The sequence below is a fragment of the Nocardiopsis metallicus genome, from assembly GCF_014201115.1.
GTDB lineage: Bacteria > Actinomycetota > Actinomycetes > Streptosporangiales > Streptosporangiaceae > Nocardiopsis > Nocardiopsis metallicus.
In genome coordinates this window covers 551,231-570,067 of record NZ_JACHDO010000001.1, presented here as the reverse complement: position 1 = coordinate 570,067, position 18,837 = coordinate 551,231, and the positions used below count along the sequence as shown (strand labels likewise).

General features: G+C 67.3%; 15 protein-coding genes and 1 tRNA gene. 8 read left to right on the top strand and 8 right to left on the bottom strand.

The genetic code is table 11. The features are described from left to right. Positions 1-16: 16 nt before the first annotated feature. Positions 17-2,779: a DNA polymerase I gene (gene polA, locus HNR07_RS02395; protein ID WP_184361326.1), complete on the bottom strand. Its 2,763-nt coding sequence runs from the start codon at positions 2,777-2,779 to the stop codon at positions 17-19. Between the two features lie 151 nt (positions 2,780-2,930). Between polA and HNR07_RS02390 the strand changes: the two genes are divergently transcribed. The 4 genes from HNR07_RS02390 to HNR07_RS02375 all read left to right on the top strand — a co-directional run bounded on the left by HNR07_RS02390 (position 2,931) and on the right by HNR07_RS02375 (position 8,159). Next, positions 2,931-4,364, top strand: a complete 1,434-nt coding sequence (locus tag HNR07_RS02390) for an NF041680 family putative transposase (RefSeq protein ID WP_184360963.1) — start codon at positions 2,931-2,933, stop codon at positions 4,362-4,364. Positions 4,365-4,480: 116 nt separating this feature from the next. Then, positions 4,481-4,906, top strand: coding sequence for a PaaI family thioesterase (locus HNR07_RS02385; RefSeq protein WP_184361323.1), 426 nt, complete (start codon positions 4,481-4,483; stop codon positions 4,904-4,906). A gap of 474 nt (positions 4,907-5,380) precedes the next feature. Next, positions 5,381-6,646, top strand: a complete 1,266-nt coding sequence (locus tag HNR07_RS02380) for an ABC transporter substrate-binding protein (protein ID WP_184361320.1) — start codon at positions 5,381-5,383, stop codon at positions 6,644-6,646. Positions 6,647-6,926: 280 nt separating this feature from the next. Further along, positions 6,927-8,159, top strand: coding sequence for an ABC transporter substrate-binding protein (locus tag HNR07_RS02375; RefSeq protein ID WP_184361317.1), 1,233 nt, complete (start codon positions 6,927-6,929; stop codon positions 8,157-8,159). A gap of 114 nt (positions 8,160-8,273) precedes the next feature. Here HNR07_RS02375 and HNR07_RS02370 read toward each other — a convergent pair whose 3' ends face one another. From HNR07_RS02370 to HNR07_RS02350, 5 genes are all read right to left on the bottom strand, one after another. Continuing rightward, the gene (locus HNR07_RS02370) at positions 8,274-9,134 is read right to left on the bottom strand and encodes an ABC transporter ATP-binding protein (protein ID WP_184361314.1); all 861 of its coding nucleotides are present in this window, start codon (positions 9,132-9,134) and stop codon (positions 8,274-8,276) included. Beyond that, positions 9,127-10,008 (bottom strand): ABC transporter ATP-binding protein, encoded by an 882-nt coding sequence (locus HNR07_RS02365; protein WP_184361312.1) that lies wholly within the window; start codon positions 10,006-10,008, stop codon positions 9,127-9,129. Before HNR07_RS02365 ends, HNR07_RS02370 begins: the two co-directional genes overlap by 8 nt. After that, positions 9,998-10,990 carry a branched-chain amino acid ABC transporter permease gene (locus HNR07_RS02360; protein WP_017579860.1) on the bottom strand — a complete coding sequence of 331 codons (993 nt, stop codon included), beginning with the start codon at positions 10,988-10,990 and terminating at the stop codon, positions 9,998-10,000. Before HNR07_RS02360 ends, HNR07_RS02365 begins: the two co-directional genes overlap by 11 nt. 12 nt (positions 10,991-11,002) lie before the next feature. Next, positions 11,003-12,559: a branched-chain amino acid ABC transporter permease gene (locus HNR07_RS02355; RefSeq protein ID WP_184361310.1), complete on the bottom strand. Its 1,557-nt coding sequence runs from the start codon at positions 12,557-12,559 to the stop codon at positions 11,003-11,005. 327 nt (positions 12,560-12,886) lie between these two features. Then, positions 12,887-13,456 (bottom strand): ANTAR domain-containing response regulator, encoded by a 570-nt coding sequence (locus tag HNR07_RS02350; RefSeq protein ID WP_017579858.1) that lies wholly within the window; start codon positions 13,454-13,456, stop codon positions 12,887-12,889. A gap of 153 nt (positions 13,457-13,609) precedes the next feature. Between HNR07_RS02350 and HNR07_RS02345 the strand changes: the two genes are divergently transcribed. Further along, positions 13,610-13,685 (top strand) — tRNA-Leu (locus HNR07_RS02345). An 83-nt stretch (positions 13,686-13,768) separates the two neighbouring features. Continuing rightward, positions 13,769-14,569, top strand: a complete 801-nt coding sequence (locus HNR07_RS02340) for an LAGLIDADG family homing endonuclease (RefSeq protein ID WP_017579857.1) — start codon at positions 13,769-13,771, stop codon at positions 14,567-14,569. 1 nt (position 14,570) lies between these two features. Here HNR07_RS02340 and HNR07_RS02335 read toward each other — a convergent pair whose 3' ends face one another. Beyond that, a complete protein-coding gene (locus HNR07_RS02335) occupies positions 14,571-15,458 on the bottom strand; it encodes a serine hydrolase (RefSeq protein WP_184361307.1) in 888 nt (295 codons plus the stop codon). After that, positions 15,455-16,321 (bottom strand): LysR family transcriptional regulator, encoded by an 867-nt coding sequence (locus HNR07_RS02330; protein ID WP_184361304.1) that lies wholly within the window; start codon positions 16,319-16,321, stop codon positions 15,455-15,457. Before HNR07_RS02330 ends, HNR07_RS02335 begins: the two co-directional genes overlap by 4 nt. A gap of 127 nt (positions 16,322-16,448) precedes the next feature. Here HNR07_RS02330 and bla point away from each other — a divergent pair, with 127 nt between their 5' ends. Further along, positions 16,449-17,357, top strand: a complete 909-nt coding sequence (gene bla, locus HNR07_RS02325) for a class A beta-lactamase (RefSeq protein WP_376769970.1) — start codon at positions 16,449-16,451, stop codon at positions 17,355-17,357. A gap of 257 nt (positions 17,358-17,614) precedes the next feature. Beyond that, positions 17,615-18,586 carry a DUF1266 domain-containing protein gene (locus HNR07_RS02320; protein ID WP_184361301.1) on the top strand — a complete coding sequence of 324 codons (972 nt, stop codon included), beginning with the start codon at positions 17,615-17,617 and terminating at the stop codon, positions 18,584-18,586. Positions 18,587-18,837 lie beyond the last annotated feature (251 nt).

Sequence of the window (18,837 nt, the reverse complement as noted above, 5' to 3'; positions counted from 1 at the left end):
TCAGCGCCGCCGCGCCCTAGTGCGCGGCGTCATGCCAGTTCTGCCCGCTGCCGACCGAGACCCCCAGCGGGACACGCAGATCATAGGCCGAGCCCATCTCGTGCGTCACGAGGTTTTCGACCGCCTCGCGCTCACCCGGCGCGACCTCCACCACGAGTTCGTCGTGCACCTGCAACAGCACCCGGGAAGCGAACCCGCCCTCAGTCAGCGCCGCGTCCACCTGCAGCATCGCCACCTTGATGATGTCGGCCGCCGAACCCTGGATCGGCGCGTTCAACGCCATCCGCTCGGCCATCTCCCGGCGCTGGCGGTTGTCGCTCGTCAGGTCCGGCAGGTACCGGCGGCGCCCCAGGATCGTCTCGGTGTACCCCACCTTGCGGGCCTGGTCCACGACCTCGTTCAGGTAGTCGCGCACCCCGCCGAAGCTCGCGAAGTAGTCCTCCATCAGTTTCTTCGCCTCTGCCGGCTCGATCCCCAGCTGCTGCGACAGCCCGTACGCGCTCAGCCCGTACGCCAACCCGTAGCTCATCGCCTTGATCTTGGAACGCGCCTCACCGTCGACCTCCTGCACCGCGATACCGAAGACCTGCGAGGCCATCTGCGCGTGGAAGTCGTACCCGCTGTTGAACGCGTCGATCAGCGCCTTCTCACCCGACAGGTGCGCCATGATACGCAGCTCGATCTGGCTGTAGTCCGCCGTGAGCAACTCCTCGAAACCCGCACCGACCACGAACGCCCGCCGGATCCGCCGCCCCACGTCCGTGCGCACCGGAATGTTCTGCAGGTTCGGGTCGGTCGAACTGAGCCGCCCCGTCGCCGCCACCGTCTGGTTGAACGTGGTGTGGATCCGCCCGTCGTCCCCGACCGTCTTCAGCAGACCCTCGACCGTCGTCCGCAGCTTCGTCTGGTCCCGGTGGTGCAGCAGCACCCCCGGCAGCTCACTGTCGGTCTGCGTCGCCAGCCACGCCAACGCGTCCGCGTCCGTCGTGTACCCCGACTTGATCTTCTTGGTCTTGGGCAGCTCCAGGTCCTCGAACAGCACCTGCTGCAACTGCTTGGGCGAACCCAGGTTGAACTCGCGGCCCACGATCTCGTGCGCACGCTCCACCGCACCCCGGGCAGCAGCGGCGAACTCCCCCTGCAACCCCTCCAGGTACTCGCGGTCCGCGGCGATACCCGCACGCTCCAACCGCGCCAGCACGTCCACCAACGGCAGCTCCACCTCGTGCAACAGGTGGGTACCGCCCCGCTTGTCCAGCTCCGCGGCGAGCACACCCGCCAGGTCCCGGGTGGCAGCCGCCCGCACGGCCAGGGCGTGACCGCGCCCGCTGCCGCCCTCCTCGCCCAGGTCCAGGGTCATCTGGGCACCGTCGGTGTCCTCCTCCAGCTCCCGACCCAGGTACTTGCGGCACAGATCCGCCAGGTCGAACCGGCGCTGCCCCGGCTGCGCGAGGTACGCCGCCAACGCGGAGTCACTGACCACCCCGCCGAGCGACCACCCGTGCGCGCCCAGGGCCAGCAGCGCGCCCTTGTACTCGTGCACCACCTTGGGCCGGTCCGCGTCCGCCAAGAACGCCGCCAGAGCCTCGGTGTCGGCCGCGTCCAACAGGGTGGGGTCCACCAGCAGCGAGGCACCGCTCGGCACGGTCACGGCCAGGGCGTCCACCCGGCCGGTCCCCTGCCCCCAGACGCCCTCCACGGCCAGCCCCGCCGGGGCCCGCTCGGTGAGAGCCCCGGCCGCGGCGTGCTCGGCCAGCCAGACCGCCACCTGGCCGGTCCCAGCGGCCGTCACGTCCACCTCGAAGCCCTCGACGGGCTCGCCGTCCCCCGCGCCCTCCGCCTCGTCCCGACCAGAGCGGATCACCGCGTACAGGCGCTCACGCAGGTTGGAGGCGAACTCCAGGTTGTCGAAGAGAGCGTCGATCCCGGCCCGATCGGCCTCGCCCAGCGCCAGCTCCGCCACACCCGCGTCCAACGCCACGTCGGTGACCAGCTTGTTCAGCCGCTGGTTGCGCAGTACGTCGTCCAGATGGTCGCGGAAGTTCTGCCCCGCCTTGCCCGGCACCTCGTCGGCCCGGGTGACCAGCTCCTCCAGCGAACCGAACTTCTGGATCCACTTCGCGGCGGTCTTGGGACCCACCCCCGGCACACCCGGCAGGTTGTCGGCCTTCTCCCCCACCAGCGCCGCCAGGTCCCGGTACCGCTCCGGGCTCACCCCGTACTTGTCCTGGACCGCATCCGGATCCATCCGGCGCAGGTCCGACAGGCTCTTGCCCGGGTAGAGCACCGTGCAGTCCTCGGTCACCAGCTGGAAGGCGTCCCGGTCACCGGAGGCGATCAGCACCTCCATCCCGGCCGCACCGCCCTGGTGCGCGAGCGTGGCGATCACGTCGTCGGCCTCGAACCCCGGCGCCGACAGGTTGGTCACGCCGATCAACCGCATCAGGTCCTGTGTCAGCGGCACCTGGGAGGGGAACTCCGGCGGGGTCTCCGAACGGCCCCCCTTGTAGCCCTCGTACACCTCGTCCCGGAAGGTGGGGCCCGACAGGTCCCACGCCACCGCGACGTGCGTCGGCTCCTCATCGCGCAACAGCTTCACCAGCATGGACGCGAAGCCGTAGACGGCGTTGGTGGACTGTCCGGTACTCGTACCGAACTTCTCCACCGGAAGCGCGAAGAACGCGCGGAAGGCCATCGAATGGCCGTCCAGAAGAAGCAGGCGGGGGCGCCCGCCGTCGGCCGGGGATGTCTGTTCGGGGGTCTCTCGCTTGGTCACCACAGAACAAATCCTAGCTTGGCGTTTAACCTCGAGCCCGTGACCGGATACCGTCCCGGTCACGGGCTTCGTTGTTTCCCGGACAGCACAACGGCCTTCGCGTGATCATGTGCTTCAACCACGAACACACCTGATCACAACGAAGGCCGTCACCATGAGTCTGCTGCACCAGCACACCCCTGTCGAGCCACTGTCGACATTGGCCCGATTCCGCTCCCAGTTCCACGCCTGCCTGACCACACGTGCTGACGCCCTCTTCGAGGTCTGCGAAGCCCTGGTCAGCACCCCGACCCCCGTGCGCCACCTGGCACAACTCTCCCTGGAGCCCGAACACCACCGCGGCCACGGCTCGGCCTACGCCGCCCTGGCCCACGGAAGCATCGACACCACCCAACTGCGATCGATCCTGGCCTCGCTGCCCCTGCCCCGCTTCCACGGGCGCATCGTGTTGGCCTGCGATGTCTCCCCCTGGCTGCGCCCGGACGCCTGGACCAGCCCTGACCGGGCCTGGTGCCACACCTACGGGCGCGGCACCGGCCAGGCCGAGATGGTCCCGGGCTGGCCCTACTCCATGATCGTCGCACTGGAAGAGGGCTCCACCTCCTGGACCGCGCCCCTGGACCTGCGCCGCCTGCACAGTGACGAGGACCCCACCACCGTCACCGCCCACCAAGTCCGCCAGCTGATCGCCCGATTGATCAGGGCTGAACACCACCAGCAGGGCGATCCCGACATTGTGGTGGTGGTTGACGCGGGCTATGACAGTCCTCGTCTGGCCTATCTGCTCGCTGATCTGCCCGTTCAGGTGGTGGGCCGGTTGCCCTCCAACCGGGTGCTCTACGGCCCAGCCGAGCACCGACCGATCTCAGCCAACGGGCGCCCGCCCAAACACGGGGCTGCCCTACGGATGGCCGCCCCCGATACCTGGCCCGAGCCGGAGACGGTGACCACCGCTGCCACCCGCCGCTACGGCAGTGCCACCGCGCGCTCCTGGGATCGGATGCATCCCCGGCTGACCCACCGCTCAGCCTGGGCCGAGCACCCCGGTGAGCTACCGGTGATCGAGGGCACCCTGGTGTTGTTGCAGGTGCAGGCTTTGCCCTCGCGGCGCGATCCCAAACCGTTGTGGTTGTGGTCCTCAGCCACCGGCATGCGCTCAGAGCAGGTCAGTCAGATGTGGTGGGCTTATTTGCGCCGGTTCGACATCGAGCACACCTTCCGCTTCCTCAAACAGTCGTTGGGGTGGAACGCACCCCGGCTACGGGACCCGCGATCGGCGGACCGGTGGTCCTGGCTGGTCGTGGTGGCCTATACCCAGCTACGTCTGGCCCGGTTGTTGGCGCGTCAGGTCAGATTGCCCTGGCATCGGCTGGTGGAAGCGGACCGGATGAGTCCGGCGCGGGTGCGTCGGGGGTTTCGGTACATTCGCGCTGACCTGCCGGTGTGTGTGGGTGCACCGAAATCCTGCGGGCCTGGTCCGGGGCGTCCGGTGGGGAGCCAGAACAAGCGTCCAGCTCCCCGATACGGGGTTCCCAAGAAGAACAAAACGGGCACTACGGGGCACCCCGGAGCCAAGCAAGCAGGTTAAACGCCAAGCTAGGATGCGCAGCAGACATCCCGAGGCCATCGCCGCGGGAACACCACCCCCGCCCCGGTCGGTTCGACCGGATACGGGATCACCTGAGCGGATCGGAAGGCACCACCATGACCACAGACGCCGACACACTGCGCGAACTCATCGACTCCGGCGCACTCATCGGCGGACTGGGCCAGAGCATGGGCATCGAGATCACCGAGGCCTCCACCGAACGCGTCGTGGGCCGCATGCCGGTCGAAGGCAACCGCCAGCCCTTCGGCCTCCTGCACGGCGGCGCCTCCTGCGTCCTCGCCGAGTCCCTCGGATCCATCGGATCCACCATCCACGCCCAGCGGTTCGGCCGCATCGCCGTGGGCATCGAGATCAACGCGACCCACCACCGCTCCGCCACCGAAGGCCACGTCACCGGGGTAGCCACCCCCGTCCACCTGGGCCGCACCCTCGCCACCTGGGACATCACCATCACCGACGACAACGGCAAGAAGGTGTGCACCTCCCGGCTGACCTGCATGCTGCGCGACGCACCCCAGTAACAGCACGCAGCAACAGCACGAACCCTGACGGCAGCACCCCAGCAGGCACGCCAACCCCACGGGCCCCGCACCCCGGACCCCGCGCACCAGCGCGACCGGAGGCGGGGCCCGTCGCCGTAAGCACGGCCGCCACCATGAGTGAAGCCCGACTAACGCCACCAGCCCAGACACCGGCACTGGACAAACCAGCACGCCACGACGCCACACCATGACAACCAGCCACCAAGCACCCCGACACGGTCAGGACACGTCCAACGAGCGGCCACACCACGGCTACAGACTCATAACGAGCAGAAGGCGACTGAGACGCAACACCCCCAGTTGACTTCCGCTGGCACCCGATACCTGATTAAGCTCCGCTAACACTCCTGATTAAGTCATGCCACACAACACGGGCATCCGCGGGCATCAGGACGTACCAGCACCATCGCCACGGCTGCGCAGAACAGCCGGTTGAACGGAGTGACCACGATCATGGCAAGCAAGAAGCTCCTAGGACTCACTGCCGCAACCGCGGCCCTCGTGCTCGGGCTGACCGCATGTGGCAACGGTGACGGAGACAACGGCGCCAACGGCAACGGTGGCGGCAACGGCGAAGCCGGCGAAGAGTTCACCTTCGGCATCCTCTACCCACAGACCGGTGCCCTCGCCTTCCTCGGCCCGCCCCAGATCACCGCCGCCCAGTACGCGATCTCCGAGATCAACGACGCCGGCGGCATCCTCGGCACCGAGGTCCCGGCCATCGTCGAAGGCGACGAGGCCGGCGACGCCGCCCAGGCCAACCAGGCGGCCAACGACCTCGTCTCGGCCGACGTCAACGCCGTCATCGGCGCCGCGGCCTCGAGCATGACCCAGGCCAGCTACGACACCATCACCGCGGCCGAGATCGTCCAGTGCTCGGGCTCCAACACCGCGCCCGACCTCACCGACATCGACGACGGCGGCTACTACTTCCGCACCGCGCCCAGCGACCTGCTCTCCGGCCCGGTCCTGGCCCGCCAGATGATCGAGGACAACCACGTCGACATCGCCATCGTCGCCCGCGCCGACGACTACGGCGACGGCTACCTCCGTGCTGTCGAGGAGGAAATCGAAGCCCAGGGCGCCAACGTGGTCACCACGGAGAGCTACGACCCCGACGCCACCAACTTCGACTCCGTGATCAACTCGGTCACCGGAGAGGACCCCGACGCGATCGCGCTGATCTCCTTCCAGGAGGGCGCCCAGGTCATGGCCGAGCTCATCGAGGCCGGCATCGGAGGCGACCAGCTCTACATCACCGACGGCCTCAACGACCCGGAGCTCGGTGAGACCGTCAACGAGGACGACCCCAGCGTCATCGACGGGGTCACCGGCGTCGCTCCCGGCGCGGACAACCCCGAGTTCAACGAGGGCCTGCGCGCCTTCGACGAGAACCTCGACGTCTTCCAGTTCGCCCCGCAGGTCTTCGACTGCGTCACCGCGATCGCCCTGGCCGCCGAGGCCGCCGGGTCCGTGAACGGCTCCGACTACGTCGAGCACCTGCCGGAGATCAGCCGCCCCGAGGGCACCGAGTGCTTCAGCTTCGCCGAATGCCGTGACCTGCTCGCCGACGGCGAGGACATCGACTTCCAGGGCACCAGCGGCAACATCGACTTCGACGACAACGGCGACCCCACCGCCGCCACCTTCGAGGTCTTCCACTTCGGCGACGACGGCTACGAGACCCTCGGCTTCGAGGAGTACTCGGCGAACGAGTAACCACCGGCCACACCTAGCGCCGCACCCCACCTGAGAACACACGTTCCCCGGTAGGAGCCAACGTCAGCGACGCGCACCGTCCGGGGGTGCGGGGACACCACCCCGCACCCCCGGACTCATCTGTACCCCGAACGCTCCCGCACCGGCACGGCCGCACACCCGCGCGCCGTGCCTAGCCGTATATACCCTCCGCTCCAACGGTGACGGCCACCACACCCCCGCACAACGCCCCGCGGCCCCGGACACCGGCCGCACCCCGCCACCCGAACGGACCACCGCCATGCCGACCCGCACAACCCTGACCCTGTCCGCAGCAGCCCTCAGCCTCACCCTCGCCCTCACCGCCTGCGGCGAGGGACTCGACCTGGGCAACGACGACGACACCGCGTTCACCTACGGTCTCCTCTACCCCCAGACCGGTGCCCTCGCCTTCCTCGCCCCACCCCAGATAGCCGCCGTCGACTACGCCATCGACGAAATCAACAAAGCCGGCGGCATCCTCGGCGCCGAGGTCCCCCCACCCGTCCAAGCCGACGAGGCCGGCGACGCCGCCCAGGCCAACCAGGCAGCCAACAACCTCGTCTCCGACAACGTCAACGCCGTCATCGGCGCCGCCGCCTCAGCCATGACCCAGGCCAGCTACGACACCATCACGGGCGCACAGATCGTCCAGTGCTCGGGCTCCAACACCTCACCCGACCTCAGCGACATCGACGACGGCGGCTACTACTTCCGCACCGCACCCAGCGACCTGCTCGCCGGCCCCGTCCTCGCCCAGAAGATCCTCGACGACAACCACGCCGACGTCGCCCTCATCGCCCGCGCCGACGACTACGGGAACGGCTACCTCAACGCCGTCGAAGCCGAACTCAACGCCCTGGGCGCCAACGTCGTCCTCACCGAGACCTACGACCCCGACGCCACCAACTTCGGCGCCGTCATCACCGCCGCGGTCACCGCGGAAGCCGACGCCGTCGCCCTCATCTCCTTCCAGGAGGGCACACAGCTCATGGCCGCACTCATCGAAAGCGGCATCGAAAGCCAGTTCTACCTCACCGACGGCCTCAACGACCCCGACCTCGGCCAAACCATCGGGGTCGCCTCACCCGACGCCATCACCGGTACCACCGGCATCGCCCCCAGCGCCGACAACCCCGAGTTCAACGAAGGCCTGCGCGAGTTCGACCCCAGCCTGGAGGTCTTCCAGTTCGCGCCGCACATCTTCGACTGCGTCACCACGATCGCCCTGGCCGCCGAATCAGCCGGATCCGCCGACCCCACCGTCTACGTCGAGCACATCGCCGAGGTCAGCCGCCCCGACGGCACCGAATGCACCACCTTCGCCGCCTGCCGCGACCTCATCGACGACGGCCAGGCCATCGACTACCAGGGCACCAGCGGCAACATCGACTTCGACGACAACGGCGACCCCACCGCCGCCACCTTCGAGGTCTTCCACTTCGGCCCCGACGGCTACGAAATCCTCGACTACATCGAGTACGCCAACGGCTGACCAGCGCCAGGCCCGGCGCTGGCACCCCGCACCGGCCCGAGAACCACCGAAGGGGGGCGGGACCCGCAACGGGTCCCGCCCCCCTTCACCGCCTGCTCGCATCAGCCCAGGAGATCAGCCCTTCGCGAGCGTCCCCAGGTACAGCTCGATCACGTTCGGATCGTTCAACAGGTCCCGACCCGAACCCGTGTACGCGTTCCGGCCCTGGTCCAACACGTAACCGCGGTCACAGATCTGCAGACAGCGCCGCGCGTTCTGCTCCACCATGATCACCGAAACACCCGTGGAGTTGACCTCCTTGACCCGCTGGAAGACCTCCTCCTGGTAGATCGGCGACAACCCCGCGGTCGGCTCGTCCAACAGCAGCACCGACGGATCCATCATCAGCGCCCGGCCCATGGCCACCATCTGACGCTCACCGCCCGACAACGAACCCGCCTTCGCCCGACGCCGGTCCGCCAGCAACGGGAACAGACCCGCCACCACACCGAACCGCTCATTGAACGTCCGCGGCCGCAGGAAAGCCCCCATCTGGAGGTTCTCCTCGATCGTCAACGACGGAAACACGTTGCGCGTCTGCGGGACGTAACCCACACCCCGCTCCACCAACGAGTGCGCCGCCAGCCCCGCGATACTCGAACCCCGCAGCGTCAGAGAACCCCCACGAACCGGAAGCAACCCGAAGATCGTCTTGATCAGCGTCGACTTACCGGCACCGTTCGGACCGATGATCGCCACGACCTCACCCTCGGTGAGAGTCAGGGTGCACCCGTTCAGGATGTTCACCCCCGGCACGTAACCGGCCACCACGTCCTTGGCCAGCAGCAGGTAGTCCTCCGGACCACCCACCTCCACGGCCTCCTCCATGGCGTGCTCCAGGATCTCCTCACGGTGTTCCTGGACGACCACGGCCTCCTCCGCCTCAGCCGGAATCTCCTCCGGCTCCGGGCGCAGCTTCCCGTTCTCCTCAGTCATCGCCACTCCCCTGGGCCTCGCCCTCGACGTCCTGGGCACCCAGGTAGGCGTCGATCACCTGCTGGTTGGACCGGATGTCCGAAGGCCGACCCTCCGCGATCACCCGCCCCTGAGCCAACACCACGATCCAGTCGCTGATCCCCATGATCACGTCCATGTCGTGCTCGACGAACAGCACCGTCTTGCCCTCATCACGCAACGACGTGATGTGGTGCAGCAGCGACTGCACCAGAGCCGGGTTCACACCCGCCATCGGCTCGTCCAGCATGATCATGCTCGGATCGGTCATCAGCGCACGAGCCATCTCCAACAGCTTGCGCTGACCACCCGACAACGAACCCGCCATGTCCTGGCGCTTGTCGATCAGCTTGAAGCGCTCCAGCAGCTCCATCGCCTTGACGGTGTTGGCCTTCTCCTGACGGCCCCACACCGGGCGAAGGAACGCACCGGCCATCCGCTCACCCGTCTGGCCCGGAGCACCCAACAACATGTTGTCGAGCACCGTCATCCGCGTCAGCGCCTTGGTCAGCTGGAACGTCCGCACCATTCCGGCCCGCGCCACCTGGTGGCCGCTCTTACCGTTGATCTGCCTGCCCTCGAACGACCAACGACCATTGTCGACCCGGTCGAAACCGGTCAGCAGGTTGAACAGCGTCGACTTACCGGCACCGTTCGGACCGATCAGCGCCGTGATCGTCCCCCGCTGCACCTCCAGGTGCTTCACGTCCACGGCGGTCAGACCACCGAACGAACGCTTCACCCCGTCAGCGATCAGGATCGGATCCGACTTCACCGAACCCGGCTCCGGAACCGCACCGGCCATCCGGTCGAACTCGACACCCGCCCCGGAGGCGTTCACCTCGTCACTTGACATTGATCAACATCTCCTTGCGGTCACCGATCAGACCCTGCGGCCGGAAGACGATCAACAGCACCAGCATCACACCGACGAACGCCAGCTGGATGGCACCGAAGTCCGGACCCGACAGGAACGGCAGGTAACCCTCGGCGCCCAGGCCCCGCAGGAACCTGTCCGTGAAGGTCATCAGGAACCAGAACGCCATCGAACCGACGATCGGACCGAACACACGGCCCGCACCACCCAGCAGCAGGATCACCCACAGGAAGAACGTCACCTGCGGCTTGAACTGGTCCGGCTGGATCGCACCCTGGTGCACCGCCATCAGGCAGCCCGCCAGCGCACCGATCACGCCGCCCAGGACCAGCACCTGCATCTTGTAGGCGAACACGTTCTTACCGAGGCTGCGCACCGCCTCCTCGTCCTCACGGATGCCCTTGACCACACGGCCCCACGGGCTGTGCATCAGCAGCCAGGTCAGCAGCGCCGTCAACGCCACCAGACCCCACGCCACCGCCATCAACCACATGTGGTTGCCGCTGAACGAGAACGCGCCGATCCCGTACCGCTCACCCGGATCGAAGATCAGGTTCCACGTACGGAACTCACCCGACAGGTTCTGCAACCCGTACACACCGTTGGTCAGCGGCTCCGCGAACCCGGCCCGGTACACCAGCCGCAGCACCTCGGCCGCGGCGATCGTCGTGATCGCCAGATAGTCCGCACGCAACCTCAGCGTCGGAATACCCAACAACAGCGCCAACACCACGGCACAGGCCACGCCCAGCGCGAACCCGACCAGCAACGGCAGCTCGAACACCGCGACGCTGATACCCACGCCATAGGCGCCCACCAGCATGAACCCGACCTGACCGAAGTTCAGCAACCCCGTGTAACCGAAGTGCAGGTTCAACCCGATCGCGGCCAGCGCGTAGATCGCGGCCACCGGTCCCACCGCGGATCGGGCGGACTCGGCGAGGATCAAGAAAATATCCATCGTCTACCTCTCCTAGCCGACCCGCTCGCGCCGACCGAGCAGACCCTGGGGCCTGACCAGCAGCATGAGGATCATCAGGGCCAGAGCCCACGCTTGCATGAGCTGTGTGGGGAACCACAGGGTGGACAGCATCGCCACCAGGCCGACCGCGAGACCGCCGACCATCGCACCGTAAGCCGTACCCAGACCGCCCAGGATCACCGCGGCGAACATCAGCAGCAGCAGACGGAAGCCCATCTCGTAGTCCACGACCTGGTTCAGGCCGAAGAGCACACCGCCCAGGGACGCCAGACCGCCGCCGAGGAACCACACGTACAGCGTGACCCGGTCCACGTCGATACCCGACGACTCAGCCAGGTCCCGGTTGTCCGAGACCGCGCGCATCGCCTTGCCGATACGGGTGAACTGCAGCAGGCAGGCCACCAGGACCAGGACCGTGACCGCGACGCCCATGATCACCAGGTCGCGCGGGGGCATCGAGATCGGGCCGATGTGCACCAGTTCCTGCACCTGGAAACCGGAGTAGCGCGTCCGGTTGGCTCCGAAGAGCACCAGGATCACGTGCCGCAGGATCAGCGCCAGACCGATCGAGACGATGAACATCTGGATCAGGGCCACGTTGCGCTTACGCAGCGGACGCCACAGGTAGCGCTCCATCGTGCCGCCCAGGACACCGCCCATGATCACCGCGATACCCGCGGCCACCCACAGCGGCACCCGCCAGCCGAGGTCATCACCCAGCACGCCAAACAGCGTCGCCAGGGCGATACCGCCGAAGACCGCCGACCACTGGACGACGATCAGCGTCGTCCGGTTGAGCTTGCCCTCCATGAAGGCGCCCAGCAGGATCGCGACCCCCAGACCGGCGAAGATCGCCAGCAGGGAGTTGCCCAGCCCCCCGGCACCGGTACTGAACAGCAGCGCCATCATCGCACCGAAGGTGACCATGTCACCGTGCGAGAAGTTGATGACCTGCGTCGTACCGAAGATCAGTGAGAGGCCGATAGCGGAGATCGCGATGACCAGGCCGAACAGCACACCGGCAGCGGCGAGCTGCACGAAGCGCTCACCGAAACCGCCGCTGACGCCCTCGACCGCGACGACGTCCTCCTCGGACGCCTCGTCATCCTCCGTCGCCTCGTCGTCGGGCGAGGGAGAACTCTCGTCCTGCCCGGCTGATGCACCGGGGCTCTCCAACACGATGAGGACGCGCCGCTGTTCGTTGGGGTCGACCTCCACCTCGGCCACACCATCGACGACGAGACTCGTCTCGCGTACGGCGAACTCGCTGGGGACGGACTCCTGGTCCAGTACTACGCGGTAGTCACCCGGTTCGGGCAACTCCACTTCCCAAATTCCATCAGAGTCGGTTTCCACCGCATCGATCTCGTCCTCACCCTGGAAGACCGTGATCAGGATGCCTTCGACACCCTGGTCCCGGTCGTCCGGCTGACCGATCTGACCGTGCAGCGACTCACCGCCCTGTTCGTCTGCCGTCGCCACTGCCCCGGGAATCACCAGGAATGCGGTGATCAGGGCGAGCAACACGGTCACGAGGCGTGTGCGCACGCGCGCTCCTTGCGCATCTGAGGTCGGCGGCACCGAATGCTCGCATTCGGCCGCCGCTGTCCTTTAGCTGTTCGGTGCGGTGAGTTTAGCCCGGTTTAGGCTGGTCATTCAGCATCGCTAAAGCCACGTGACCCAACCGTCACCCCATTGTGCGCAAACGAGACCAAACCGGTACAGGATCCGCGTTGAACCTGAACAACCGTCTAGCTTCCAACGCCGCAACCTGCCGATCTGTAGGTTTCCTCCGCGTGGCGCCCCCGAGAACACAAGCAGGGGCCGCACCCGGTCGGGCACGGCCCCTGCTTCAGTACTTCTCGGTTCGGCCGGTTAGCCCTGCTGTCCGCCGAGCGTCTCGACGACAGTCTCGGCCACCTTGCGCATGGTCAGGCGCCGGTCCATGGAGTTCTTCTGGATCCACCTGAACGCCTCGGGCTCGCTCATCCCGTGGCGGCTCTGCAACAGCCCCTTGGCCTGCTCGACGAGCTTGCGCGTCTCGAGCCGGTCCGTGAGGCTGCTGACCTCCGCCTCCAATGCCGCCAGTTCGGCGTAACGGGAGGTCGCCATCTCGATCGCCGGCACCAGGTCCGACTTGCTGAAGGGCTTGACCAGATAGGCCATGGCCCCGGCCTCCCGAGCCCGCTCGACCAGCTCGCGCTGCGAGAAGGCCGTCAGGATCACGACCGGGGCGATCCGCTCCCCGGCGATCCGCTCAGCGGCGGAAAGGCCGTCCAGCACCGGCATCTTGATGTCGGTGATCACCAGGTCGGGCCTCAGCTCCTGGGCAAGCCGAATAGCGGCCTCACCATCGCCTGCCTCCCCGACGACGGCGTAACCGTCCTCCTCGAGCATCTCCTTGAGATCCAGGCGGATCAGGGCCTCGTCTTCCGCGATCACCACACGGCTCTGCGTCCTCGTCACGTACACGAGGTTACCGAGATCCGCTAGTATGCTGTGCGTCGGCCCCGGCAATGCCGGTCAATCGTGACTTCACCGTTGGCGGACCGCCACCAAAACCGAACACCTGCCAAGATGTCCGACTTGGCACACCTTGCCCCGATATTCCAACGGCAGAGAAGGCGCCCTCAAAAGGCGCACAGTGTGGGTTCGAATCCCACTCGGGGTACCAGAGCCACCCTCACGGGTGGCTTTTTTGCTGCTCAGAGGACCTCTCCCCCGAAAATGTCCGAAGCGTGAGCAACCATGCACCCTATGTACTCACGCACGATCGTTGACGAGACCTTCCAGCTCAAAGCCCAAGGTCTGACTGATAGGGAGATCGCTGCCCGCTGCGGTGTCTCCATATACGCAGTTAGGCACTGGCGCTACGGCCGCCGCCGGAACCCCGAGACCGAGGCCCGCCGCGCGGACCGCACCATGTACTGCCCGAAGTGCTCGGACGGAAAGCTGAATCACGAGGCATACGCCTACCTTCTCGGCGCTTACCTCGGAGATGGGCACATCACCCTCGGCAGGCGCGATGTCTACGTGCTGTGGATCCACTACGACAACAAGTACCCGCAGCTGATCAGCTACTGCACGGCCGCGATGGAGGCCGTCTTCCCGATCAAGTCCTTCAAAGCCAAGCGGCCAGGCAGCGTAGCGATCAAGGGTGCCTCCAAGCACTGGCCGTGCATCTTCCCCCAGCACGGCCCTGGACACAAGCACTCGCGGTCGATCGTTTTGGAGCCCTGGCAGCAGGAGATCGCTGATGAGCAGTCCGAAGCCCTCATACGCGGGTTCATTCACTCTGATGGATGCCGAGCCATCAACCGAATACCCAAGCGGCGACCGGACGGTGGAGCGACCCACTACGAGTACCCGCGCTACCACTTCACCAACACGTCGACGGACATCATCGAAATCTTCACTCGTGCCCTGGATCGGCTGGGCATCGCTTGGAAGATCCACGTCAACAAGCGGGAGCTCCCCCTTCGGAACGCCCAAATCGTGTCCATCTCCCGCAAGGATGCAGTGGCCAAGATGGAACGCATCGTCGGGCCCAAGTACTGATTCAGTTGGCGCGCAGATGGTCCCTGAGGATGCGGGCGGCGCGGCCGATGAGGGCTTCAGCAGCGGGCTGTTGGCGGGCGGGGACCTGGGACGCGGTGAGGGCGGCGATGGCGTAGGCCTCGCCGCTCTTGTGTTCGACGACGCCGACTTCGTGGCGGTGGTTGAGGACGGTGCCGGTCTTGGAGGACCAGGTGCTGGCGTCGGTGTCGAACTCGGGGGCGAGGCGGTGGCGGATGAGGTTGTCGGCCATGAGGGCCCGTAGGCGGGCGGCGGTGTCGGGGTGGATGGTGGTGGGTTTCCAGAGGGCTTGGAGGAGGTCGACGTGGGCCCGGGCGGTGCCGGAGTTGGCCAGGGTGACGTCGAGTTGGGGGATGCGGTGGCCGTGTCCGGCGGTCTGGGCCTGGATGGCGAGGGTGTGGGCGAGGTGGGTTTCGTCGGGGGCGAGGCGTTCGGCGGGGGTCTCGTTGAGGTCGCGGATGCGGTGGCGGACGGTGATGCCGTGGATGTGGTGTTGGTGGAGGGTCTGGGTGACGTGGGCGGGCGGGGTGAGGTCGAAGAGGGCGTCGGCGGCGATGTTGTCGCTGAGGGACATGGCGAGGTGGAGGAGGTCGTCGATGGCGATGGAGGCGGGGTGTCGGAACCGGCCGAGGCCGGTGGGGCCGAGGGTGGGGCCGTCGGGCTTGATGTGGAGAGGGGTGGCGCCGTCGAGTTCGCCTTGGTGGATGCGTTGGAGGGTGGCCAGGGCGAGGGGGATTTTGACGAGGGAGGCGGTGGCGTAGGGGGTGTCGGGGTTGATGCCGATTTCGTGGCCGGTGTTGAGGTCGCGGACGAGGAATGAGGCGTGGAGTCCGGCTTGGTCGAGTTCGGTGTGGAGTCGTTGGGTGATCACGGGGTGGGTGCTCCGAGGCAGTGGGCGACGTGGGTGTGGAGGTGGGTGCGGAGGGTTTCGGATTGTTCTCCGGTGGCGGTGTAGGTGCGGGTGGGTTGGGTTTCTCCGAGGGGGCGCCAGTGGAGGTTGAGGTCTTCGGCTTGGCGGGGTGAGCAGAGGAGGAGGTCGTGGGTGGTGAGGATTTCGGCGGTGGCGGTGGTGAGGGTGGTGGCGTGGGTGATCTGGGTGGGGTGGAGGCCGACGGTGTCGCCGGTGTGGGTGAGGGGGTCGCGGATGTGGGGTGTGTCGTCTTCGGGTTGGATCCAGACGCGGCGGGGCGGGGTGGTGTCGTTTCGGTGGGGTCGGAGTGTTTCGAGGTAGTGGGTGTTGGCGTGGGGTGGGTGGTGGGTGGCCAGGCCGAGGGGGACGGTCCAGTGGGCCTGGTCGGGTGGGACGGCGGTGATGGCGGTGCGGACTTGTCTGGTGTGGAGGAGTTCGTCGCGTTGGGCGGGTGGGGCGGGGTGGGGGTCGAGGTGGAGGTCGTGTCGGCGGGCTCGGGCGGTGAGGTGGGCGAGGTCGTGGGTGGTGCAGGTGGTGGGGACGGCGATGCGTAGGGGGGTGTGGCGGGCTTGGGCGGCGTCGTGTTCGAGGGTGTGGGCGAGGTGGACGAGGCGTCGTGCGGTGGGGAGGACGGCGTGGCCGAACTGGGTGAGGGTGGGGCTTCGTGTGGTGCGGTCGAAGAGGGGGGCGCCGAGGTGTTTTTCGAGGGCGGCGATGCGGCGGCTGGCGACGGGTTGGGGGATGCGGGCGGCTGCGGCGCCGTGGGTGAAGCTGCCGCGGTCGCTGACGTGGATGAAGGCGGTGCAGGCTCCGACGAGGTCCATGTGCTGAGGTTATGTCGAATGTGCATGGGTGTGGCTGTTTGTGTCTTGGACAGCATGGTTGGTGGGTGGTGAGACTGCGGGGGCGGGCTGGTTGTGGCTCGTTCTCTTTTTCTTTGCGGGGGTTGTTGTGCGTAGTTCGGTGTGGCGTGGGTTTGTGGCGTCGGTTGCTTTGGTGCCGTTGGTGGGGTGTGGTGCGGCGGAGGCCGGCGGGGGTGCTTCTTCGGGTGGTGCGCCGTCGGAGGCTCCGGTCGGGGTGGATTATGTGGCGGAGTTCGGGGCTCTTGAGGAGGAGTTCGACGCCCGGTTGGGTGTGTACGCGTTGGACACGGGGTCGGGTGAGGAGGTGGCGTTCCGGGCGGATGAGCGGTTCGCCTTCCTGTCGACGTTCAAGGCTTTGTTGGCGGGGGTGGTGTTGTCGGAGAACTCGTTGGAGGAGATGGAGCGGGTGGTGGAGTACGGGGAGGAGGATCTGGTGGCTCACTCTCCGGTGACGGAGGAGAACGTGGGTTCGGGGATGTCGCTGTTGGAGTTGAGTGACGCGACGGTGCGCTACAGCGACAACGCGGCGGCGAACCTGTTGCTGGCGGAGGTCGGTGGTCCGGAGGGGTTCGGGGAGGCTCTGGTGGAGTTGGCCGGTGACGAGGTGACCAACCCGGTGCGGTGGGAGACCGAGTTGAACGATGTGGGTCCGGGTGAGGAGAGGGACACCAGCACTCCGGAGGCTCTGGCGGGGAGTCTGGAGGCGTTCACGTTGGGGGACGTGTTGCCGGAGGACCGTCGTGAGGTGTTGGTGGACCTGTTGGTGCGGAACACGACGGGGGATGAGCTGATCCGTGCGGGTGTGCCGCGGGGGTGGGTCGTGGGTGACAAGACGGGCGGCGCTGGCGGGATGCGCAACGACATCGGCGTGGTGTGGCCGGAGGGTGGTGACCCGATCGTCGTGGCTGTGTTGACGAGCCGTGACGGGGAGGGGGCTGAGTTCGACAACGCGCTGGTGGCGGAGGCCACCGAGGTGGTGGTGGAGGCGCTGGGTTAGCGGGTTTTCGGCGGGTGTGGCGGGGGTTCTGGTCAGTGTGGGACAGACTGGCCAGAACCTCTGTAACTACCCGACCCTTTCGACCCCAAATAGGTCTTTTGTCACTTTATGTAGGCGCAAGCGGGCTGAACCGGTCACATCACGGCCACAACCTGAGTACAACCCGTCGGTTCGGTCGCCTGTGAGGTGCCGCGTACCTGATCCTTGATGGCACAAAGCCCTGTCAGGAGGGGCTCGGTGCGAGAGAGGGGCGACGGTTGTTGACCGCGGTGGCCGGGGTGATCGGCGCGCTGGTGATCGGGGCCTGGGTCGTGGTGGCCTGGGGGTCCCGGCGGCGGCAGCCGTGGTTGTTGACCCCGGTGGCGCTGACGGCGGTCCTGCTGGTCGCCGTGGATCTTCCTGGCTGGTCGTTCCTGCCGTTGGTGGCGTTGGCGGCCGGTTCCTTCGCCGAATTGGTGGTGGGTGCGCGTGAGTCGCCCGCGATCCGGACCAAGGACCCCGAGGCCCCGTTGAGCACGGAGCGGTGGGCCGCCGCGGTGGCGGCCCCGTTCCGGGTGGCGTTGGCCGAACCGTGGGACGTGGTGGCCCGCCCGAACCTGCGGCGGCGTTACCAGCGGATGCTGGAGCGCCAGTGGTCGGTGGTGGACCGGGAGTCGCTGCTGGCGGCGGTGAACGCGCTGCTGACCGATCTGCACGCGGGGCCGAGCCTGGACCTGGCGGTGGACCTGCGGGCGGGGACGGCGCGTTCGCGGCTGCCTTCGGACCAGGGCGGTGAGGTCACCGGTGAGACGGTGCGGCTGTCCGCGGAGCAGGTGGCCCGGCTGCGTGCCGTCACGGGTGTGTCCGAGGGCGACGAGACGGTGATCATCGGCGCCTACCAGTGGTGGAAGTCGGTGCACGTCATCCGCTTGGTCTGCGGTGGGGCGACGTTGGACTGGCTGAGTCCGGTGGAGACGCAGACGCTGTTGCGCCGGGTGGCGTCGGATCTGCAGCGCCGTTATTCGTCGTGGGGTCAGCTGTCCACGGCCTTCCACGCCGGTTACCTGCTGTGGCCGGACAAGGGTGTGGACGGCGACGAGGTGGCGGATGACCGTCCGGACGCGGACCGGGTGTGGGTGGCGCTGGGTCTGTTGGACGAGGATCCGAAGAGCCCGTGGAACCTGCTGCCGTGGGACATGCCGTTGGAGCGGGTGACGTTCGAGGGCGGGGTCTCCTCCAACCAGGAGTAGAGACCGCTTCTGCTCCCCGACGGGGGAAGTGGGCGGAGGTCCCTCCGGAGGCCGTAGGGGCGTCTGGCGCTCGTAGGGACCCTCCCCTGCTTTCCCGCCCCTTGCGCTCTCGCCCTTCGCGCTCCCTGGAAACGACATCGGCCGCACCGGTCGGCCCGGAGAGGTCGGCGCGGCTCAGTACGCCTACCTCCGGGCCGGACCTGATGCGGCCCGTCATCGGCGCCCCGGCTCAGGGCGCCTGTTCACGCGTC